Annotated in this window: 15 protein-coding genes; 4 read left to right on the top strand and 11 right to left on the bottom strand. The window is 46.0% G+C overall.

Annotated features, from left to right (window positions below):
- Positions 1 to 8 precede the first annotated feature (8 nt).
- The 6 genes from AC1HCU_RS10625 to AC1HCU_RS10600 all read right to left on the bottom strand — a co-directional run bounded on the left by AC1HCU_RS10625 (position 9) and on the right by AC1HCU_RS10600 (position 11,463).
- Positions 9 to 3,464: a SusC/RagA family TonB-linked outer membrane protein gene (locus AC1HCU_RS10625; RefSeq protein ID WP_480365839.1), complete on the bottom strand. Its 3,456-nt coding sequence runs from the start codon at positions 3,462 to 3,464 to the stop codon at positions 9 to 11.
- 126 nt (positions 3,465 to 3,590) lie between these two features.
- A complete protein-coding gene (locus AC1HCU_RS10620) occupies positions 3,591 to 4,775 on the bottom strand; it encodes a FecR family protein (RefSeq protein ID WP_294080553.1) in 1,185 nt (394 codons plus the stop codon).
- 186 nt (positions 4,776 to 4,961) lie between these two features.
- Positions 4,962 to 5,489 (bottom strand): RNA polymerase sigma factor, encoded by a 528-nt coding sequence (locus AC1HCU_RS10615; RefSeq protein WP_294080554.1) that lies wholly within the window; start codon positions 5,487 to 5,489, stop codon positions 4,962 to 4,964.
- A gap of 239 nt (positions 5,490 to 5,728) precedes the next feature.
- Positions 5,729 to 7,018, bottom strand: coding sequence for an alpha/beta hydrolase family protein (locus AC1HCU_RS10610; RefSeq protein ID WP_286860345.1), 1,290 nt, complete (start codon positions 7,016 to 7,018; stop codon positions 5,729 to 5,731).
- Between the two features lie 20 nt (positions 7,019 to 7,038).
- Complete coding sequence (locus AC1HCU_RS10605; protein ID WP_480365834.1) at positions 7,039 to 8,604, bottom strand: beta-N-acetylhexosaminidase; 1,566 nt, start codon at positions 8,602 to 8,604, stop codon at positions 7,039 to 7,041.
- 24 nt (positions 8,605 to 8,628) lie between these two features.
- Positions 8,629 to 11,463: a glycoside hydrolase family 3 C-terminal domain-containing protein gene (locus AC1HCU_RS10600; protein ID WP_480365831.1), complete on the bottom strand. Its 2,835-nt coding sequence runs from the start codon at positions 11,461 to 11,463 to the stop codon at positions 8,629 to 8,631.
- Between the two features lie 303 nt (positions 11,464 to 11,766).
- On the opposite strand from AC1HCU_RS10600, the gene AC1HCU_RS10595 reads away from it, so the two are divergent.
- Entirely contained in the window at positions 11,767 to 12,558 is a 792-nt protein-coding gene (locus AC1HCU_RS10595) for an aspartate dehydrogenase domain-containing protein (protein ID WP_480365829.1), read from the top strand.
- Positions 12,559 to 12,643: 85 nt separating this feature from the next.
- Here the strand turns inward: AC1HCU_RS10595 and AC1HCU_RS10590 are convergent, their stop codons facing one another.
- Positions 12,644 to 13,540, bottom strand: a complete 897-nt coding sequence (locus tag AC1HCU_RS10590) for an NAD(P)-dependent oxidoreductase (RefSeq protein WP_480365825.1) — start codon at positions 13,538 to 13,540, stop codon at positions 12,644 to 12,646.
- A gap of 142 nt (positions 13,541 to 13,682) precedes the next feature.
- On the opposite strand from AC1HCU_RS10590, the gene AC1HCU_RS10585 reads away from it, so the two are divergent.
- Positions 13,683 to 14,828 carry an AAA family ATPase gene (locus tag AC1HCU_RS10585; protein ID WP_480365824.1) on the top strand — a complete coding sequence of 382 codons (1,146 nt, stop codon included), beginning with the start codon at positions 13,683 to 13,685 and terminating at the stop codon, positions 14,826 to 14,828.
- 109 nt (positions 14,829 to 14,937) lie between these two features.
- Here the strand turns inward: AC1HCU_RS10585 and AC1HCU_RS10580 are convergent, their stop codons facing one another.
- From AC1HCU_RS10580 to AC1HCU_RS10565, 4 genes are all read right to left on the bottom strand, one after another.
- Positions 14,938 to 16,980: a TonB-dependent receptor plug domain-containing protein gene (locus tag AC1HCU_RS10580; RefSeq protein WP_480365821.1), complete on the bottom strand. Its 2,043-nt coding sequence runs from the start codon at positions 16,978 to 16,980 to the stop codon at positions 14,938 to 14,940.
- A gap of 69 nt (positions 16,981 to 17,049) precedes the next feature.
- The gene (locus AC1HCU_RS10575) at positions 17,050 to 17,583 is read right to left on the bottom strand and encodes an RsmD family RNA methyltransferase (protein WP_480365819.1); all 534 of its coding nucleotides are present in this window, start codon (positions 17,581 to 17,583) and stop codon (positions 17,050 to 17,052) included.
- Positions 17,574 to 18,389 carry a DUF3822 family protein gene (locus AC1HCU_RS10570; protein WP_321722032.1) on the bottom strand — a complete coding sequence of 272 codons (816 nt, stop codon included), beginning with the start codon at positions 18,387 to 18,389 and terminating at the stop codon, positions 17,574 to 17,576. Before AC1HCU_RS10570 ends, AC1HCU_RS10575 begins: the two co-directional genes overlap by 10 nt.
- A gap of 23 nt (positions 18,390 to 18,412) precedes the next feature.
- Positions 18,413 to 19,117, bottom strand: coding sequence for a hypothetical protein (locus AC1HCU_RS10565; RefSeq protein WP_480365816.1), 705 nt, complete (start codon positions 19,115 to 19,117; stop codon positions 18,413 to 18,415).
- A gap of 114 nt (positions 19,118 to 19,231) precedes the next feature.
- On the opposite strand from AC1HCU_RS10565, the gene AC1HCU_RS10560 reads away from it, so the two are divergent.
- Both AC1HCU_RS10560 and AC1HCU_RS10555 read left to right on the top strand, forming a co-directional pair.
- Entirely contained in the window at positions 19,232 to 20,659 is a 1,428-nt protein-coding gene (locus AC1HCU_RS10560) for an ATP-dependent DNA helicase (protein ID WP_480365815.1), read from the top strand.
- Positions 20,660 to 20,738: 79 nt separating this feature from the next.
- Positions 20,739 to 21,425 (top strand): hypothetical protein, encoded by a 687-nt coding sequence (locus AC1HCU_RS10555; RefSeq protein ID WP_480365812.1) that lies wholly within the window; start codon positions 20,739 to 20,741, stop codon positions 21,423 to 21,425.

The raw sequence follows: 21,425 nt of genomic DNA, 5'->3' as shown, positions 1-21,425 counted from the left end.
AATAAATATTAAAATTCAATATCTAATCCAAATCCGTAATAGACAAGTGTTGGGTAGTTTCGTGCACTGTTGGCACCCACACCACCTATACCTCCCATGTTATTGCCAAACTCGGACGATTCAGGGTCGATGAACGAATTTTTGGTCAGTGTTAACGGATTTTGTGCATTTGCGCTGACGCGTAATTTCTGAATACCTATCCTGTTTGTGAGTTGCTTCGGCAAAGTATATCCCAATTGAATATTTTTTATACGCAAATAAGCGCCATTCAGCAGATATATATCGGTCCCGGCTCTTCCCCAGTTATTGCTGCTCGAAGGTGAACTTGGAGCAATTAATCTGGGCCATCTGGCATTGGGATTTGTTGGTGTCCAAAAGTCGAGTTGGTGTTTATAAATAGCATAGGAATAGTTGGAGTGGAATGGTTCAATGAGTTCCCCGCGTATATACATGTCTCTTTTTCCAACCCCCTGAAGAAGTAGGTTGAAATCAAAGTTCCTATATTGTAGATCATACGTAAAACCAAAGGTATATCTCGGAAATGCATTGCCCAGAACCACACGATCTTTCTCGTCGATCACGTTGTCTTTGTTTTGGTCCACATACTTGACATCACCTGGTTGCACAATCGCTCCCACAGGTAGCGCGCTGTTTGTGATCTCCTCGGTACTCTGGAAATATCCGTCGGTTTTGTAGCCGAAATATGAACCGAGCGCCTCACCTTCACGGATTATTTTATACATCTGGTCGCTCTTGTCAATCCGTTCTTTTCCTCCAAAATCAGTGATTTTATTTTTAGAATCTGAGAAATTAAGATTGAAATTATGACTGAATGCACCGGACTGTAAGCGGTAATTAATTGTAGCCTCCCATCCATGATTCTTCATCTCTCCTGCGTTTTCATTGGCTGCAGAGCTGCCAAACAGGGTAGATACTTCCGGAGCCAACAAAATATCCCATGTCCGTTTGCTAAAATAATCGAGTGATACAAAAAGGTTGTTATTAAAAAAACCTGCATCCACGCCGATGTTTAAATTTCCTGATTTTTCCCACGTCAAGTTCGGATTTCCATAGGTAAATCCTGTTCCCGGGACCGCTTCATTGTTGAATACATAGGTGTTAGTATACATTTGATATACTGTTTGATAGGAGTAGTTGGCCACATTTTGATTCCCCAATACGCCATATGAGACCCTTAATTTCAAGTCGCCCACATTGTCCCGGTAGTTTTCCATAAAATATTCCTCCGACACTCTCCATGCCCCGGAAAAGGAAGGGAAAAAGCCCCATCTGTTTTCTTTGGCAAACTTGGACGAACCATCATAACGAAACGAAAAGTCTCCGTAGTATTTGTCTAAATAGTTATACCCCAAGCGCCCAAAGAGAGAGGTGATGCTGGTTTGATTGGTGGCCGGATTGTTTCCCTCGGCACCGTTGGAAGTAAAGTTACCTGTATCCTGTTCAGCTTCATCGGTGGTAGGTAATCCCAGATCGGGATCCGTGAATTTCCATGCGATGCGGCTGGCCTTGTAGGTATAAGATTCATTGGAGGTACCCAACAGCCCCGTTACATTATGAACGTCGTTGAAGGTACGCTCATAATCCAGTAGAAATTGAGTGCTGAGGGTATATCGTTTGTTATTGTAATCTTCCGTCAGTCGGTTCGGATTGATGTTTACTACCGGTGTTTCCAAATTGTTACGGGAATAAAGGGGTACCATGATGTCTCTCCTGAACCGGTGGTGCTGTGTGAGGTCAAGTCCAACCAGTCCTTTTGCTGTCAGGCCGGCACCAAGACTGTAATCAATGTTCAGGCTACCTATAAAATTGTCTTCATCCTTTTTCTCATATCCGCCCTCTTTTAATTTTGCCATTGTATTGTCATCGCCGATAATATCATTGATCAGATATTTTCCGTCCTGCTCAAATTGGTAGTAATAATAGGGAGGTATACGTGAAGAGTTGATAATGGTGTTCCCCGTTCCGCCGGCAATGGTCCTCTCATTTCTGCGGTTATATGCCATCAGTGAAGTTATTTTAAAGCGATTATACTCTGTTGTGAGATTAGATCGGAAGTTATACCTCTCCAGACCGAATCCTCCCACGAAGTTGCTCTCCTGATTCAGGTAGCCGGCTGAAACCATATAAGTGGTATTCTCATTACCTCCGGAGACATTCAGGTTATAATTCTGCTGTAACCCCTTTTGCATGATTTTATTGAAATACCAGTACTCTTCACTGCGATGCTCATAAAGGTCCCTGATTTGTGCCGGTGTATAGACCGGGGCACTACCTGCATTCATGTTTGCCTGATTACGGTACATGGCATTCTGCCATCCTTCTACGGGTTGGTACAAAATGTCCGGATCCTGATAACCCACCAGGCCGTTCAGACGGACTACCGGCTTATTCATTTTTGAGCCTTTCTTGGTAGTAACCAGTATTACACCATTTGCAGAGCGTGAACCGTAGATAGCTGCACTACCGGCATCCTTCAGAACCGATACGTTTTCTATGTCATTCTGATTGATGCTGTTGAGAGTGTTTGACGAGGAAATTAGCCCGTCAATGACAATCAGTGGATCGTTGTTCCCCATTGTGCTGACACCTCTAATGTTGATGCTAAGGTTATTGTCATTTGGGTTCATGTTCTTCTGTTGAATGATCAGGTTCGCTGATGCTCCCTGCAAAGCTTGCATTGCATTACTCACCGGCCTGTCTTCAAACATCTTGGAATTTACCTGGTCAACAGCACCCGTGATGCTTTTGCGTTGCCGGGTACCGTAGCCAATTACAACCAGTTCATCCAGGGCTTTGGTATCTTCCCGCAGGATAATATTGAATCGTGTAGTTCCTGTTGTCCCGATGGTTTGTTCCAAATATCCAATATAAGATATCCTGATGGATGCATTATTATCTACCATCATTGAGAAGTTCCCGTCGATATCTGTCACGGTACCATTCGTAGTGCCAATTTCCACCACGTTTGCTCCAATGATGGATTCTCCTCTGGCATCGGTCACATTACCGGATATCTGTTTTTTTACAGGCTGCTGGAAAATAGTGGTTGCAGGTGCCACAGTCGCTTTTGTGGCCTCTTCTTTCAATGCATAGACTACGATTTGCTTGTCCAGTATCTTGTATGTAAGCCCCGTGTCGGAAAGCAGATTGTGCAGTAGGTCGGCTACATTTTCCGATTCTGCTTTCAGGTCGATCTTCTTGTTAATCATTTTTTCACTGTTGTCCGAAAAAACGAAGATATAGTCGCTGTTTTGTTCAATTTCCCTGCATACCTCCCTGATGGAGGTTGATCTCAGGTTGAAGTTAAAAACCTGGGAGTAACTGGTTGCTGCCTGAGAAAACATGAGGCTGCAAAGTAAGAAAAACAGGGTTGTTTTCATGATTCTTAACGTCTGTTTAAATGTATTGCGATGAGTTTTATCCGCAATAATGTATTTATTCATATTTTTGTACAATTTAATTATTATTGGACTAAGAAAATTAAATTACTCAGCCCGGATGATATTCGCAGTATCATCCGGTCTTTTATTGTTTTCGTTTTATTTTATTTTATCATAGGCTGTCATATTTTATTCCGTTGCATGACTAATATATATTCGGTTATTTTCTTTTTTAAATTGTGTGGCACTTAGCAGGGTAATGGTGGTCATCACGTTATCTAGATTTTCCGAGAGATAAATCTTGCCGGAACAGGTGCGTTTTTTCAAATTTACATCCTGCTCATAATTAAAGGAAAGATTATAGTATCTTTCTACTTTATCCAGGACATCTGTCATCGGTGTATTCTCTAACAAAAGGTATCCGTCTTTCCAGCTGATATAATGGGTCACGTCTACAGTCTGACGTTCGGGAGCTTTCCCCCTGGAAATGAGTAGTTGTTCATTCGGATTCAGAAACATTTCTTCCGTACCCGATTGTACGCTGACACTTCCCTCCACCAATACTACAGAACCGGGAGAGTTGTCATAGTTTGAGAGATTGAATTTGGTCCCGTACACTCTCAGTTTGAAATCTGGCGTGTGAACATAGAAAGGTTTCTCTTTGTCATGTGCTACTTCAATATACATCTCTCCGGAGGCAAGTTTTATTTCTCTGTTTTTTCCAGAAAATTGTGTTGGAAATTCAAGCACCGATCCTGAATTCAGCCACACTTTGGTACCATCCGCAAGCCTAAGCGTAGATCGTTTCCCGAAAGGTACAATCAATGAATTGATCTGGTCATGATTCACAGCTAACCGGGTGACATCATTATCACGCTGGGTGACCTCAACTGTCCCTTCATCATTTAAGCTGACCTCCACATCGTTATCGAATGATATAGTTTTTCCACTTGTAATCAGCTGAATATCCTTATTATTCAATACTTCTCCGATAATAATCTCTTTGTCGGGTCTAACAAGAGACTCCGGAGTCAAAGAAAACAGCTTAATTCCGAGTATGATTAGCGCAACTACGGCTACTGCTGATGCATACCCTATCAATGTGAAAATTTTTTTCTTTTTTTTCCGGTTTACACTTATTTGAATTCTTTCAAACAGTGCCATACGTTCATCGTCATTTAAACTACTTTTATTCAAGCCCTCTTTTTTCAGGTAGTGGATGGCTTGTAGTAATTCGTTTTTTAACTCGGGATGTTGAAAGAAGAATTCTTTCCAATAACTGTTCATTGTCTCATCAGACATCAACTGCCATTGAAGGAATCGTTGGTCTTTTAAAAGATCCGTATAACTGTTACAAATATTGTTCCTCTCCATTCCGGTTATTATTTATACTTGGGAAATGTCGTTTTTAAAATTCCGTTGTTTGTATGAAAACGATTTTGAATTTTATTTATCCCCTTATTTTGATAAAATCTTATAATTTTAACATTTCTGGTGTGAGAAAAAGCGGGACGATGGCCTTCTGGTCGTAAATGTACATCGTCTAAAAAAAGAATAGTCTCAAAGAATTAAAAAGACACTGAATCTTTCTCTCAGGCTTAGTATCGCTTTCGACACCAGTTTGCGGCAGCCGTGAACACTGATTTGCAGGAGTTCGGCAATTTGTTTGTAGTCGTATTCCTGTACATAGCGGAGATAAATAATTTCGCGCTGCCTGTCGGTAAGCGCATTGAGCATTTGCTCGATCTCGTTCTTTATCTGTATCTGTTCTTCCCTTTCAATTATCAGGTCTTCCACATTTATCATGATATTGAATGGCATCTCCTCGAGAGGAACTACATTTCCCAGTGTTACTTCCCTTCTGACTTCTTTGTGAATGTCCAGTAGTCTGTTCTTAAGTGATTTGAAAAGATAGAATTTGATGTGACTGATATGCCTTAACAAGTCTTCATCAGCTGTGAGCTTTACGAAGACATCGTGAATGGCATCTTTTACAACCTCCCTTTCAAAGCCGAGGTAACATCCATAGATAAATAAATCATTCACATACAGATTGTAGAGAGAGGCAAGGTCCATTCCTGTTTTCACCTGTTTTATAAAATCTACTATAATTAATCGGATTACAAAGTAAGCGAAAAAATAATAAGATTTGAAATTTTGACTTTTTTGTCTCTTCCTGAAAAAATGAAGTTTGTATCATTGTTTACAGTAGCTACAAGGTGGCAGTGGCAGCTTCTCTCGCAACGGTAACCGGCATCGGCAATGATTCTTTCGGGTACCGGGGTCGTAAAGGGATCAATACTGCTCAAGATGGTCGATGTATCCTTTTATTTAAAGCTAGGGCGGGTTACCGAATTTTTCGAAAAATGGGCATCGGCAAAGTCCAGGTATCGTTTCCAGTCGTACTCCTTCACATCATGTTTACCGGCCCTGATGTGATATCCGATATCACCAGTGATGGGTGTATGCAATGCCGGCATTTCATCCGACCCAATAGTTTCTAATCCGTATAGCCGGTATACCGGGCCGGCATGATATGCGGCTAAAAATTCACCTCTCGGATCGGCCCACAGATCTTCTTCAGCACTCGCCACGTATACCTTGCGTGGTGCAATCAGGGCGAGCAACTGATGCTGGTCGACCGGCAACAATTCCTCCTTGTTGTTGTATTGACGGAAACTTTCACAGAACCAATGAGGAAATGCTTTGTTGATGATCTCGGCAGTTTCCCCGAATTTTCTCCTGAAGAGTGCTGCTCCGCCACAACCGGAATTATTGGATATAACGATACGAAAACGTTCATCCTGAGCACCAGCCCAAAGCGCAGCCTTCCCCTGGCGGGAGTGTCCCATGATGGCTATTTTGTTCGTGTCTATCTCTTCCTGTGTTTCCAGGAAATCGACAATCCGGCTGGACCCCCAGGCCCATGCGCCGATAGCCTGCCACTCTTCGGGAGCTGTTTTGTCAGGATCGTATCCCGGAAAAAGAGAGACCACGCTGTACTCTTTTAATTCCGGCTTATCGGGGAAGATGTCATGATAACACATGGTGGCAACAGCATATCCCCGGTCGATTATCATGTCGTAACTCCACCGGTTCGCCTGATTCCCTCTCTCCCAATCCGGGTGACCCGGCTCTTTCACCAGACGGAAGGCGGGGGAGTGGAGAATTGTTGTGTCTGTGGTAGTGCTGTGGTTTCCCTTGAAATTGTATCCTACAAACACCGGAACTTTTCCTTTTCGCATATTCGGGATATACATCAACAGGATGGCCTCCGTTTTTTTATTTCCGTTCGAAAAGGTAAACTTGACCTGTCTGCTTGTTGCTTTGCCACTCAGCGCATCGGGGTTGTCTGTCAATATCTCGTATGAGATATCGATGTCCCCGGCAGGAGTGCGACCATACATTTTGGAGGCAAAGAGTTCCATCAGTTCCGGTCTTCTCTGCTTTTCCCACTGCTCTGCCGTGGTGACCATTTCTCCGTTCCGACACTTCAAAAGTTCAGGAAGGATGTACGCAGGTACTTGCGATTCATCGTAATTTACGTTCTGTTGTGCGTGTGTGCTTGCAAAAACAAGACACAGAATCACGGTGGTCAGGATTTTTGTTTTTTTCATTGGAATGATTCATTGTGTTTTTATTTTTCCGGTCCCATTATCTCCGGGCTTACTCCCGGATTCCTGTAGTCAAAGAATGCGATGCCGCTCTTTCTATAGAGGTCTGTCATTTTCTCCATCCGCCTGTCGAAATGCCGGAAGTCTTTTACTGCATCGTTACTCCAGGCTGCCTCGGCCAGGGCTGCGATACGTGGAAAGACCATAAACTGAAATCTTTCCTTACTATGAATTACTTCAGTCCAGACATTGGCCTGAATTCCCATCACATGGGGTGAACAAAAAGAAACTCCGCCGGTCAGTTTGAGGCTGGGAAACTCGTATACACTTTCAATAGGAGCAAAGGCGCCATCCCATTTACGTCCCGAGGTATGGGATTCGTGCTGTACAAAATCGAAATAAAGAGGTATCCTCGGGCAGAGTATGGTGCCGTAACCCATGGTGAGGGATTTTTCCAGCAGCTGGGGCTGATCGTGTCTCCACCACATCACCCGTGTGTTGTTTGCCGGAAGTCCGGCAGTGACCACTTCATCCCATCCGATCACTGTCTTGCCCAGGACCTTCACGGAGTCTGCCATGCGCTGCAGGAAATAGTGTTCCACCTCTACCAGGTCTTCCAGTCCTTCCTTTTTCATGAGTGAACGGACTTCCGGCATATCATGCCATTGTTTATTGCCGAAATGGACTTCATCACCTCCAATATGAATGAAAGAAGAAGGAAAAAGAGTTGTTATTTCCCGGAGAATACCGGTCAGAAACGTGTAGGTGCCCTCTTTCCCGGGATGAAAAGTGAAATGAGGGTATTTTTCCGATCCGCCACCGCTGAATTCGGGATATGCCTTAACGGCGGCAGTAGCATGACCGGGCATGTCAATTTCCGGGATTATCTCGATAAAACGATCGCTGGCATATTTCACGATTTCCGCAATATCCTCCTGCGTATAGAATTGTGCTGATGCTTCCGGGTCGGAGAAATTTCCCGCGGCACCGACTGTTGTCAGCAGCGGATATTTTTTGATCTCGATACGCCATCCTTGCGAATCGGTAAGATGCCAGTGAAATTTATTGAGCTTATACATCGCCATAAAGTCCAGCAACCTCATAATTTCTGCTTTTCCGATAAAGTGACGGGACTCGTCCACCATCACACCTCTCCAGCCGAAACGGGGTTTATCCTGAATGACAGCAAGGGGCAGGGTTCCTTCCCTGCCGGCACTGGTAATTAACTGCAATGTTGATTGCAGGCCGTAGAAACAGCCGTTTGGGGAGCCGGCTTCGATAAGGATGCCCGTTGGGGCAATCCTTATCCGGTATTCCTCCGGATTGTTGAGCGCCTCGTTTTTGGAGAGCCGGATGAATCCGTTTTCCTTTTTCCTCTGTGTGTGGATCGAAAACTTTTGGGCAGTCTCCACGAAATCCGGAATCAGATCGTCGAACTCATTGTCGGCGGTGATGGTGATTGTCCGCGGTAAGTTTACCGTGCCCGCCTGGGTTTCATAATGATTCGGGCGGGGGGTGATTTCCTGTGCGGAAGCATCGGGCGCGCTTACCAGCATTATCATCAAAATAGTAAAAATATTTTTCATCATGGGAGTATTTTCGTTTGGTTGTTTTTATCGGATTATCTCCACGTCGGAAATTTTCACGTGCCCCGATACGATTTTAATTCTCAGATCTGTACCGGCCGTTTCGTTGAACGTGTATTTGTTCGTTTTGTTTAACTCCCTGGGAGACCCTTTGAAAACAGTCATAAACTGTCCGCCGCCACTGGATATCTGTATTTCAAAAACTGCCTGCGGGTCACTCTCTTTGTGCCAACGTATTGCAATGTGATCCAACGGTATGTTTTCGTTCAACGGGAAGGTAAGAAAGTACCCTTTATGGGCTTCCCAAAATGAGTCCCGGTCTTTGTCCAGCACATTCAGTGCGTCAGAGGTCTGCGGATCGGAAGTCACCAATGGGGTTGCTACCAGCTTGTGTTTGTCGAATCCTTCCCCCAGCACGAAGAATGATCGGCTCAGCCTGATATCCTCCGACGAGGCGCCGATCATCACCCTGAATTCACCCGGTTCAACAACCCATTCGTTGTCACTATTCAAAAGTTTTACATCGCGGGGGTGAATGGCAAACTGTATCTCTTTTTCCTCACCGGGCTGCAGGTGAATCCTTTCGAAACCGCGCAGGTTCTTCTCGTAGGTGGTGACCGAACTTAATACATCCCTGGTGTACAGTTGCACAACTTCATCGCCGGCCCTGTCGCCGGTGTTTTTTACTTTTACTGTGACGAAAAGGCTCTCTTTGTCGGTAATCTCTTCTTTCGAAAACTGCAGGTCTGAATAGGCAAAGGTGGTGTAGCTCAGGCCATATCCAAAAGGATACAAGGCCCCGTTCACCCGGCTCTGGTTCCCATCCGGACCGGGAGTGCGTCCACCGTCGACTTGTGAAGCTGGTTTTGCCGGGAAGTTGAATGGAATCTGTCCCACAGTCTTGGGGAAGGTTACGGTCAGTTTCCCTCCCGGGTTATAGTCCCCGAAGAGTACGTCGGCTACGGCCGTTCCTCCCTGTGACCCGGGGTACCATGCTTCAATAATTCCCGGGATATTCCTGTCTGCCCAGTTGATAGACAGGGGACGCCCGTTAATCAGAACCAGTATCACGGGTTTGCCCGTAGCGTGAATTGCTTTTAATAGATCCAGTTGGCGGCCGGGCAGGTCGAGTGAAGAACGGGACTTGTTTTCACCGGCAGTGCGGCTATTTCCTCCCAGCACCACAACGGCCACATCGCTTTTCAAGGCGTTGGCCACGGCATTGTCAATCTCGGCCTGTTCTGCGTCCGTGATCGGGTAATCGATAATTTCAGAGTCCGGCCAGTGTGCATCCACGATGTCGCACCCTTTTGTGTATAGTACTTCCATGCCGTCTCCCGCCTTGTCACGGATTCCGTCCAAAACGGTTTTCACCTCCACGGCCAGAGGACCGTAGTGGGTCAGGGCATAAGAGGCATCGTCGGCATTCGGTCCGCATACGGCGATGGTTTGAATATCCGCCTTTTTCAGGGGCAAGATGTTTTTGTTGTTTTTTAATAATACGATGCTCTCACGCGAGGCTTGAAGCGCTACCTTCTGATGCTCTTCCGAATTTACTTCTGCATCGGCCTGTTTTAAATCCGTTTGATAGGGAGAATCAAACAAACCTATAAGGAATTTCACCCGCAGAATATCTCTTACCCTCTCGTCGACCGTCTCCATCTCAATCGCCCCTTCCCTGATCAGATCACGCAGCGGCAACACATAGGAGTCGGGCGAGCGGAAGGTACAACGCACATTGAGTCCGGCCATCACCGACTGGTATACCGCCTCTTTCATGTCGGATGCGGTGCCGTGTTTGGAGTAGAGGTATTCCACTGCGTCGCTGTCGGAGACAACGTAGCCCCTAAAGCCCATCTCTTTTCTTAGGCGGGTGGTGAGCCAGTAGTAGCTGCTCTGAATGGGGAAGCCGTCATAATCGTTGTAGGCGCTCATTACTCCCAGCAACCCTGCCTCCCTGATTACCCGCTCCCAGGGGTACATGTGCACATTCTCCACCTCCCGTGGCGACATCTGCGGGTCTACACGCGACATGCCTTCCCTGCCTCCCTTATTATTGCTGTAAGCGGCATAGTGCTTTCCGGTTGAGGCGACCTGAAAATCTTTTTGCAGCCCCTGTACCATGGATATACCCAGCTCGGCCACCAAAAAGGGACTCTCCCCGTATACCTCTTCGTACCTGCCCCACCGTTGGTCACGGCCCACATCGAGGATGGGCGCATATACGTTGGTATAACCCAGAAGTCTTGCTTCGCGGCCAGTGATGTAACCCACCTTCTTCACAAGATCCTTGTTCCATGTATGGCCTAGTCCCAGTTGTGTGGGGAAATTGGTGGCCATGTAGCTTTCCACACCCCGGATGCCTTCGTTGGTGAAATCCACCGGGATTCCCAGCCGTGTCTCTTCAATGAAAAAACGCTGCACCTCATTCAAAGCCCATGCGTGGCGCGAGGCCGGCCAGACATAAGGGTTGTCGGAGGGTGGAAGTCCCCACTGACGGAAGCCGTTCAGGTGTTCGTCTATGGCTCCTATTCCATCTTTCCAAAGCCTGTTTTTCCATTCCGGGGTGGGGAGATCGTCTTCCAGCACCCTGCCGTATCCGTAGAGGGTGACCATCTGATTGGTCTTCTCTTCCAACGTCATTTGGCTGATCAGATCAGTAATCCGCTCCTCAATTTCTGCTTCCGGATTTTCATAGACATCCATTCTTCCATTTTTGTTGAAGTCGATCCAGCCTTTTTGATAAATCTGTTTGTTTTTGGGTAGATATCTGTCCGGAATATCTATCTTGTCTTGTCCGCAGACAGATGCGGAGACCAAATAAAATAATCCGATAATGGGGGTAATCGCAAAAATTTGCATTCTTTTTCTTATTTTTCGTGTGAATCGTTTCATTTCCTCAAATTTACTGTAATTATTTTGTTTGAAAAATTATATACAGCATGTTTTGATATGAAACCGATTGTTTGTAAGATGTAATATCTTGTTTGAACGGGCATTATGATGACTTTTTTTTCGAAGAATCGGTAATACTGGTGTCCTGATTCAGAATGTGCTTGTCTTCTATTTTTTTGTATCTGTACAAGCAGATACAACCATGAAAACAGGAAACTGCACTTGAATGGCTATTTGGGAATCTATCCAAAAGACCTTACCTTTGCGGTTATGGAAAAACTAGTGATTGTTGGTTGTGGTTATCTGGCCGATATTGTGGTGGATGCCCTGTTAAACGGGCTGTTGCCCGAGTACGATCTGGTGGGTGTTTATTCGCGAACACCGGCAAAAGCAGAAAGACTGGCTGCAAAGATGGAGCAGGCAGGGAGGGCATGCAAAGCATGCACCTCGTTGGATGAGCTGCTCGCCTTGAAACCCGATTTTCTGGTCGAGGCCGCATCACCAGCGGCAATGAAGGAACTGACGTTGCCAACCCTGAAAAATGGTACTTCCATTGTAACTTTATCTATTGGAGCCCTTGCTGATGACGGTTTTTTAGAAGCGGTGAAGGAAGCAGGCAGGGCACACGGAACACGGGTATATCTCGCTTCTGGAGCTACGGGAGGGTTCGATGTCTTGCGAACGGCTACGCTGATGGGAAATGCCTCCGCTCAGTTCCTGAATGAAAAAGGGGTACGTGCATTCAGAAGATCGCATTTCTATAGTGCCGACATGGAGGTCGAAAACAAACAGGTTTTTTCCGGTACAGCCAGAGAAGCAATAGACGTGTTTCCCACCGGGTTGAATGTGGCAGTGGCGGCTTCTCTTGCAACGGTCGGCCCTGAAAAGCTACAGGTGACCATGGAGTCTACTCCCCGTTTCGTTGCCGGCGACAGACAACGGGTGGAGATAGAGAACGATCAGGTACATGCTGTGGTGGATGTCTTCAGCGCCACGCCTGAAATAGCCGGATGGTCGGTGGTAGCCTCCTTGCAGAATATTGTTTCTCCCATTGTATTTTAAGCAACGCTTTGCTGCAAAGATAATGAGCCATCTTTATTAAGAGGGCTCATCAGTATTTAATTTAGGCACCATTCTGGTGTACGGTTCATCGAACGTTGATTCCGGTAAAGCCGGAAAGATTCTGCAGTACCTTTTCGCTTAACCGGTCGAATGCCTGACGGGTGCGCCCGGTAGATACCTGCATGCACCGGATCTTCGGATGATCCAGCAGATGTTCGCCTCCCAGTGCTCCCACCGTGTCGCAAAAGCAGAGGTTATCGCCCTCCAGCCATTTCAAAAATGGTTCCTCATCCCATGCGGGCGACAGTCCGGTGTTGAAGAGTATCTTTTTGTTTCCCAACTTCTCAAACTGCGATGCATGTAGCAACACGGTATTTCGGTTGAGACAGCAGCATACCACTTCGCTCTCCTCGAGCAAATTGTCCAACGGGAGAAAGCGGTACCCTTTTGCTTTGGCCTCGGCCTTCTCACTCCTGGCGAAATAGGTGATCTCTGCTCCAAGGAAGTGTAGTGCATCGGCAATCATGCCGCCCGATTTACCGAGTCCGACGATCCCTGCCTTCAGTCCCGTAATCTCCCGTGCCATGCCATCCCAGGGCTCCTGATCAAAACCATGGAAGCAACGCACCAGCTCGCTGATCACATACTCCACCACACCCTCGTCACCATAATCGCGGATGCCGGTGACCGTGATTCCCCGGCTGTTTGCGTAGTAAATGTCCACATTGGCGCTCTCCGGGGAGTAGAGTGAGTTGCACATGCCAATATACTTTACATTGGGACACTGCTCCAAAGCAGCCTTCCCGAGTTGGGTGGTATAACTCAGTAGCACCGCATCGGCATCGCCAATACGGGCTGCGATCTCGTTGTCGTCTCCCGGTATATCGGAATACAAAATAACTTCGTTGGCAAAAGAATATAATTTTCTCTCTGCCGACGGGTTCAAGCTTGTAGGCTCTATCGCCACCAATTTTTGAAACATGATGATCTTTGATTTTCTACAAATATAGGCCTTTTACACTGTAAAATCAAATCAGGAATAATCTCAATATTCTGTAACTTATAAAATACTAAGTTATAAATTTGTAACTTATAAAACTATAACATATCTTTGTGTAAAACTGATGATGATGAATACACCGTTTGTTTATGGAAAGTTGCCTGAGGAAATTGATTTCACCAACAGAGCAAAAGAAATTGCCCGGTTAAAGAATAATTTTAATTCTTTGGTAAATACCATTATTATCTCACCCCGTCGGTGGGGAAAGACCTCTTTGGTGAAGCAGGCATCCCGGTTGGCGGTGAAGGAGAGCAAGAATCTGAAAATAGTACATCTGGATATTTTCAACATCAGGAGTGAATATGAATTTTATCTGCTACTTGCCAATGAAGTATTAAAAGCAGCCTCCTCCGGCTGGAATGAAATGGTAAAGAATACCCGACATTTTTTAAAGCAGTTGATACCACAAATATCTTTTTCACCCGATATGCAAAGTAAAGTGTCTTTTTCTATAGGGTGGGAAGAGTTGCAGAAGCACCCGGACGATATTTTGAATCTGGCAGAAAATATCGCGTTGAAAAAGGATCTGAACATCATTATTTGCATCGATGAATTTCAGAATATTGCATTATTTGATCAGCCCGATGCCTTTCAACGGAAGTTACGATCGCATTGGCAAACACATCAGAAAACGGCATATTGTCTCTATGGAAGTAAACAGCATATGTTGCTGGACGTTTTCTCCAATTATGCCATGCCATTTTATAAGTTTGGAGATATTTTGTTTTTAGAGAAAATAGCTGCTGAAGAATGGGTATCCTTTATTCAGAAAAGATTTCAGGATACGGGAAAAGAAATCTCCTCGTCCGACGCGGAACGGATCGCCGTGCTGGCAGAGAATCATTCATATTATGTACAACAGCTGGCGCAACAGGTCTGGTTCAGAACAGAGAAAAGAGCCACCGACCAGATTGTTGAGAACGCTTTTGAAGATATCATTAATCAGCTCAGCCTTCTTTTTGTCAACATGACAGAAGTATTAACCACCCGACAATTGTCGCTCCTGGAAGCCATATTGAAGCAGGAAAAGCAGCTCACAGCCAAGGCTACATTGGCAAATTATAATTTGGGTACCTCAGCGAATGTCATTCAACTGAAAAGACGTCTGATAGAGCTGGATGTGATCGATGAGATTCAGGGCAAGTTAGAATTTCTGGATCCGATGTATAAACACTGGTTAGCAACCCGGTATTTCAATATGCCACGATAAAATACTTTTTTAAATAAAATCCCCTCCGGTCACCATTTTCGGACTTCACAGAGGGGATTTTCTAGCACGTTTCAATTAACGGGTACAACCCGCACCATTCTGATTTTTTCTAAAGCTGCACGCTCACACCTCCCGAGAGCCAGAATCCGGGCTGGGGAATATTACCGAAATCCACGTGGGTGGTGTTGAAGATGTTGTTGGCATGCAGGAACAGGTTGGCGCGGGGAAGCGCATAGTTGGCCTTTACGTCGAGCAATGCAAATGGAGCGTACTCCATCCGTTCTCCCGGCTTCAGGTCCACATACTGCACGTAGGATCCCACCCGCTGCTGCCAGCGGAAATGCCACGACAAGGAGAGTTGTTTCGCCACCACGTGATGCAGGCCTGCAGTCACCTTGTGACGTAGATGATTCAGCGTGTAGTTCGATATCAGTTCATCCTCCACCCGTTCCTGGTCGATGTACATGTATCCGAAAGAAAGCGTTCGCATAGGCTGGCCGGACCCGAACCAGGAGGCCAGGTTGAGGTTCAGGTCCGCTTCAAAGCCCTGCTTGTTGAGTCGGGTGTGGTTTCGGGATTCCCACAGTGCTTCGGGAGATGCCTTTACCCAGTCGATCATGTTCCTGCCCTTCATGTGGAAGATGGCAAGGCTGCCATTTATCACAGGGTGGCTGTATTTGATGCCGGTCTCAAAAGCTTCCGACTCTTCAGCTTTCAGGTTGCTGTTGCCAATATGCGTCTTGGTAGTGTAGTACAGATCCGTGAATGTGGGCATACGGGTGGCCTTGTTCCAGGAAGCGTAGAGGCTGAGGCGATCTGTCGCCCGGAACGAACCGTTTAGCGCAGGATAAAAGTCGAACCGATCCGCAATGGCGGTATTGTAGTTCAACAAGCCGCCCAGCGAGAGCGTCAGTTTCTCCCATATGAAATTGTGTTCGGCGAAATAACTGATATGGGTGCGATTGTCTGACTTTGTGTATCTCCCGAGGGTATCTTCCATGGGTTTTCCCAGTACGTTGCTCAGGATACCCTCGTTCCGGAACTCACCGCCAAAGCTGGTAATACCCCATTTGGAGGCAACCTGCGTGTGGAGGTTCATCCCGAACACATCGCTGCGGTGATAATTGTGGTTCTTGTACCAGGCAGGCACGTCAGGAGTACCTTCCCGGATCAGTTGAAACTCGTCGTAATGCCTGCTCCAGTAGATATGTGGGATAAACTTCAGTTTTCCGTGTGACTCTCCCCTGACGGACATGAAAATACCCTGTGTATTGTCGAATTGATTCGGGTAGGCGGCACTGTAGAAGGTGTTGGCACCATATGCCTTGTCGTTGAGCCCTGCCTGAAAGTCGACATCCGATCCGTTGATGTCAAACTTGCTCTGCCATAGCAGGTTCGCGATCTTGTAATCGCTGTTGCGGATATAGCCGTCGGACTGTTTGTAGCCGACGGAGAACGAGTGTGTGGAGGAGTTGGCCTGATATGCACCCCGTGCCTCCGCCCCGAAGAGGCCATGCATGCCTCCCTCCAGCTTGGCGAAGGCATTGGATTTGTAGTCTTTTTTCGTGATGATGTTGACTCCTCCCGCAAAGGCGCTGGCCCCGTAGACCATGGAAGAGGGTCCCTGCACGATCTCGATGCGCTCGATGTCGGAGAGGTTGACAGGGATGTCGAAACTGTAATGTCCTGTGTGGGGGCTGGTGAGGTTAATTCCGTCAAGAAGGATGGCTGTCTGATCGAATGATCCGCCACGAAGGGAGATGTCCGCCTGTACGCCGTGCGGTCCGCGCTGCAGGATGTCTACGCCTGCCACGTAATTAAGAAGGTCTTCGATGCTGCGCACCGGCGCTCGCTCAATTTCCTGTTTGGAGATGAGGGTTACCTGCTTGGCTGCCAGGTTCAGTGGCAAGCCCACTTTGGAGGCGGTCACCACTACTTCGTCCAGTTCCGTGGGCGGAATGGTGTCGATTGATCTTTCGGCGGCAATCTTTTCTGCCGGCCCGGCAATAGCCGCATGGGCGCTCATCAGCGTGCAACCCGACAGTACGCCGATGGTGACTGTCTTGTGTAAGCTGTTGAAAACGCTGTAGGATTTTCTTGCAAACCGTTTGAAACGAAAAGCCCGCATCCTGTTTAATTGTTTTCTGTTCATGTTACTTTTCTGTTTACGAATAAATAATTCGCTGCAAAAGTAAGATAAATTATAACAGTCTGAAAACAGTTATCGTCTGAAAAAGGAGAAATGGACGTTACCGTATGCGCGTTCTTCAAGAAAGTGAGGAAGTTGTGAAAAATTAAATTTTTTGGGATGCTCCAGCACAAACAATCCCTGTTCCTTCAGCAGGTTTTTTTCAAAGACAATGTCTGGCAAAGAATCGATTCCCGAAAGATCATAGGGGGGGTCGGCAAAGATAAAGTCAAACTGCTGTCTCAAAGATTGAAGGTATTTAAAGACATCTGCCCTTACCGGAAAAAGCTCCTTAGCTCCCAGTTTCTCCTGCGCCTGACAGATGAAATGAAAATGATTTTGATTTTGCTCCACACTCACCACATAGGGACATCCTCTTGAAACCAGTTCCAGCGCAATACTTCCGGTGCCGGAAAAAAGATCGAGTGCAGAGGTCTCTTCCCATTCTATTCTGTTGTTCAGGATGTTGAACAGGCTCTCCTTCGCAAAGTCGGTTGTGGGCCGCGCTTTAAGATTGGAAGGGACCTGTATCCTTCTCGATTTGTATTTTCCGCTGATTATACGCATAGTGCAGCCTGTATATCGGTGGGAAGGTTTTTCCTTTGTATCTCTGTGAGCATCACTTTCGGATGCAGATTGACGTACTCCACCCGACGAATCAGCTTCTTTAAAATGTCGATCACTGTTTTCTGCGTGTCAACCTCTCCCGAGAGGCAGAGCCTGTGGGTGGTCTGGCTGAATTGCAGCTTTTCCCATAGGCTTGCAATATAATAAGTGGTATCGTGAGGGTTCAGACAAGGAACTGTGTTGGCCGAAAGAAGCTTGTCTCCGGCGAAGCAGATGATGGTGGCGCAGTTGTCATGAAAGTCTACGAAACAGCTTGGGGTATCCCACGCTTTCTGATCTTTTTCAAAGAGCTGTAGCAGCGGCGTGATATGGTGATGAAAGACGGGGTTCCACAAATTACGCAACAAAAAAGCATGCATCTCTTCCTGAATATTAAAGAGCACATGCAGGGAACCAGTTGAAGTGGTCTCACTCAAAACCACTCCCTGAGGATTGTGAAAATTGAAATGGAACAGTTCTTTCGCCTTTTTCCTGTCGAAGAAAGCATCGGGTACGAGGGTATATTGGGCAGAGACTGTTGTTACAGTGGTCTTGTTGAATACCTGACTGAAAAAGCCAAGATCAAAAATCACCTTTTTAATATGATCGAGGTAGGATAGCTTCCCTCCCAATGAGGTCTCCTGAAAATGAAAAATAGAGGGATCAGCAGGTGAGTAGATATAAAAAGAAAATCCATCCGGCGTGAGCCGAATGGATAAATTATATTCGTCGGAATGTCCTAAATCGATATTTTCCGGTAAAAACATATTACGTGAGGCTGGTGAACCTGTTATTCCCAGTTTCCTGCGTTATTGTTGGCTACTTCCAATGAACCTACCTGCATGCCGGGATATTTTTTTCCGGGTCGATCGAGTACTTCCTGAATCTTCTGATCCAGCAGTTTTTTGTCGAGGTCGCCCAAATATACCGAATAGGGAGTTTTTGCCTCAAACACCTGAATGGGATATCCCGAAGCAGTGATTAAGGAGTCTGTTCCCATCTCGAATTCTGCACCCTGTCCAAAGGGTACATACCGCAGTGAATCTATGCTGAATCGATTGCGATTTGGATACAATACTTCTACAGCAGGTGAGTATATGGAGTCTCTCACCAGCTGGGGAGCATTTTTTGCTTCGTCCCATAAACCGGCAGCTTTGATGGCTTTCTGATTACCGGAACGGATGATCTGCATGGCTTTTTCTTCTGTCATTCCTGCTTCCAATTGGGCCTCGCTAAGATCACCCGATTTTATGAGTGTGGCAATTTTACCATCCTTCACAAAATTGATGAGTGTGTCGAAACTGGCCGTGTAGGCGCCGGTCTGGGAACGTAAAGCTGACTGGGCAGTACGGATATCAACCAACCGCTGGATGACAGCCCTGTCACGTTTTGCAACTTCCGAATTGAAATCAATAGGCCCCTGGATACTTCTCCAACTGATGTACGCTAAAAGAACAATGGCTAGTGCTAAAAGCACCCTCATTACAACTTTCATGGACTTTTTCTTTTTAATTTATACTGTTTTGATTTTGATTTTCTGATTTTAGACTACAAATTTAGAAAAAGAATGATAATTGTGCTACTTTTACCGGAAAAATTACCAAAAAAAATGGTTAATCGCTTCTTTATTGAGAAAATCAACGATAATTTCCCTTATAGTTTTACAAACGACCAGCAGAAAGCCCTCGATAAGATCGCTGATTTTCTTTTTTCCGGAATCGCTGATCAGCTTTTCCTCCTGACCGGATATGCCGGAACGGGTAAATCTTCCCTGATCGGGAGTCTGGTAAGGACGATGACACAGTTCAGACAGAAAACCATCCTGCTGGCACCTACCGGCCGTGCGGCGAAGGTGTTTTCCGGTTATGCGGCACAACAGGCATTTACCATACATAAGAAGATTTATCGCCAGCAAAAGTTTGCCGAAGGAACTCCCAACTTCACACTGGCTGAAAATCTGCACAAACATACGCTGTTCATCGTGGATGAGGCATCGATGATCAGCAATGAATCGGCCGATTTCTCACTCTTCGGTACAGGACGGCTGCTCGACGATCTGATTGAGTACGTGTATTCCGGCGAAGGATGCAGGATATTGCTTATAGGTGACAATGCCCAGCTGCCACCGGTGAAGCAGGAGAGTAGTCCTGCTCTTGATAAAACGGTCTTAGGTTCTTATTCCCTGCAGGTCGCTGATGCCAATCTTACGGAAATCGTGCGACAGGCTGAGGAGTCGGGGATACTTCATAATGCTACCGCACTCAGGAATGCATTACGGTTTGAGGATACTTCCGACTATCCCAAACTGCATGTGAACGGATTTGCCGACGTGAAGCGGATCACCGGTAACGAGCTGATCGATGAGATTGGAGAGGCCTACCGAAGAGACGGTATGGAGGAAACTATTGTCATATCACGCTCCAATAAGCGGGTGAATGCCTATAACAACGGGATCAGAAACAGGGTGCTCTATCGGGAAGAGGAACTTTCCACGGGGGATATTCTGATGATTACCAAAAATAACTATTTCTGGGTAGAAGGTTTTGAGCATCTCGATTTTTTGGCAAATGGTGAGTTCGTGGAGGTGGTGCGTGTCAAAAGCGAAGAAGTAATGTACGGCTTTCGTTTTTGCAATGTCCTCTTATATCACCGTGATTATGACATTGAGTTTGAGGCGAAAATAATCATGGATGTCCTCCATACCGAAGTGCCGGGGCTTACCCGTGCACAGAACGATCTCCTGTTTGCCAGTGTCATGGAAGATTATGGCGATATTGCCCAAAAACGATTGCGGTATAAAAAAGTAAAGGAGAATCCCTATTTCAATGCGTTGCAGGTGAAATACGGATATGCCGTTACCTGCCACAAGGCGCAGGGTGGAGAGTGGAAAAATGTATTTCTCGATCTGGGTTACGTGCAACAAGCCTATATGGGTGAAAACTTTTATCGCTGGCTCTACACCTCCATTACCCGCAGTTCGGATAAACTCTGGCTGATAAATTTACCTGACGATTTTGTGGCACTTTCCAAAATATGATTACTTTTGCATAAGGTGTAAGCTGTGCATGCTTTTTTAAGGTGGCATCAGTTTATAACTTCTTGATAAAACATGTAGGATGTCGGAACTAAGAAACGATTACTTCAACCGGTTGCTGCACGAAATTAGGTCGTTGGAGCAACGCCTGTTGTCTCTTCGGAACAGTGGCGCATTGCCTTTCTCATTTTTCAGTGAATCTTTCAACAAGACTCAGGAGATTTCGCGCTTGCTGCACGAACTGGAATTGTTGCAGATTGAAGAAATGAAACAGCAAATGGAACAGCTGGTACAGTTCTTGTCGGAAGTGAAACAGGAAAACAGCCCCGTGCAGGAAAGTGTAACGTCTGAAAAACAGGTCCTTGCTGAGGATGAGCCCGTAAGAGACGATTTTGGCGAAGGCTTCACGCTGCCTGAATATAGAAATCCACGTGCCGTCACAACAGAATTATCTTCTGAAAAAATACAAGCTGCTTCACAGCAAACAGAAAAGGATATAAAACCTTTCGTTCCCTCTCTGAACGACAAGATTGCTTCCGTCATTGCGGTTACCGATTTGAGACGCAGCATCAGCCTGAACGATCGCTTTTTATTTCAACGGGAATTGTTTCATAACAACCGGGAGGAGATGAATCAGATGATGATTCGTTTAAATGCTTTTGAAGATTTTGACCAGGCTGAAAGCTATTTGAGAGAACATTGCAGTTGGGATTTTGAAACTCCGGTCGTGGCAGACTTTCTGAAGGTGATAAAAAAAGGTTTTGCATAG

This window comes from Proteiniphilum sp. LBM24028 (assembly GCF_056629195.1).
The sequence above is the reverse complement of the archived record's forward strand: the minus strand, read 5'-3'. Positions and strand labels throughout refer to the sequence as shown.

What these genes read in the sequence shown, in the direction of transcription:
- AC1HCU_RS10625 (WP_480365839.1), bottom strand. Translation starts at nt 3,464, where the DNA reads ATGAATAAATACATTATTGCGGATAAAACTCATCGCAATACATTTAAA.
- AC1HCU_RS10620 (WP_294080553.1), bottom strand. Translation starts at nt 4,775, where the DNA reads ATGGAGAGGAACAATATTTGTAACAGTTATACGGATCTTTTAAAAGAC.
- AC1HCU_RS10610 (WP_286860345.1), bottom strand. Translation starts at nt 7,018, where the DNA reads ATGAAAAAAACAAAAATCCTGACCACCGTGATTCTGTGTCTTGTTTTT.
- AC1HCU_RS10605 (WP_480365834.1), bottom strand. Translation starts at nt 8,604, where the DNA reads ATGATGAAAAATATTTTTACTATTTTGATGATAATGCTGGTAAGCGCG.
- AC1HCU_RS10600 (WP_480365831.1), bottom strand. Translation starts at nt 11,463, where the DNA reads ATGCAAATTTTTGCGATTACCCCCATTATCGGATTATTTTATTTGGTC.
- AC1HCU_RS10595 (WP_480365829.1), top strand. Translation starts at nt 11,767, where the DNA reads ATGGAAAAACTAGTGATTGTTGGTTGTGGTTATCTGGCCGATATTGTG.
- AC1HCU_RS10590 (WP_480365825.1), bottom strand. Translation starts at nt 13,540, where the DNA reads ATGTTTCAAAAATTGGTGGCGATAGAGCCTACAAGCTTGAACCCGTCG.
- AC1HCU_RS10585 (WP_480365824.1), top strand. Translation starts at nt 13,683, where the DNA reads ATGATGATGAATACACCGTTTGTTTATGGAAAGTTGCCTGAGGAAATT.
- AC1HCU_RS10580 (WP_480365821.1), bottom strand. Translation starts at nt 16,980, where the DNA reads ATGAACAGAAAACAATTAAACAGGATGCGGGCTTTTCGTTTCAAACGG.
- AC1HCU_RS10575 (WP_480365819.1), bottom strand. Translation starts at nt 17,583, where the DNA reads ATGCGTATAATCAGCGGAAAATACAAATCGAGAAGGATACAGGTCCCT.
- AC1HCU_RS10570 (WP_321722032.1), bottom strand. Translation starts at nt 18,389, where the DNA reads ATGTTTTTACCGGAAAATATCGATTTAGGACATTCCGACGAATATAAT.
- AC1HCU_RS10565 (WP_480365816.1), bottom strand. Translation starts at nt 19,117, where the DNA reads ATGAAAGTTGTAATGAGGGTGCTTTTAGCACTAGCCATTGTTCTTTTA.
- AC1HCU_RS10560 (WP_480365815.1), top strand. Translation starts at nt 19,232, where the DNA reads ATGGTTAATCGCTTCTTTATTGAGAAAATCAACGATAATTTCCCTTAT.
- AC1HCU_RS10555 (WP_480365812.1), top strand. Translation starts at nt 20,739, where the DNA reads ATGTCGGAACTAAGAAACGATTACTTCAACCGGTTGCTGCACGAAATT.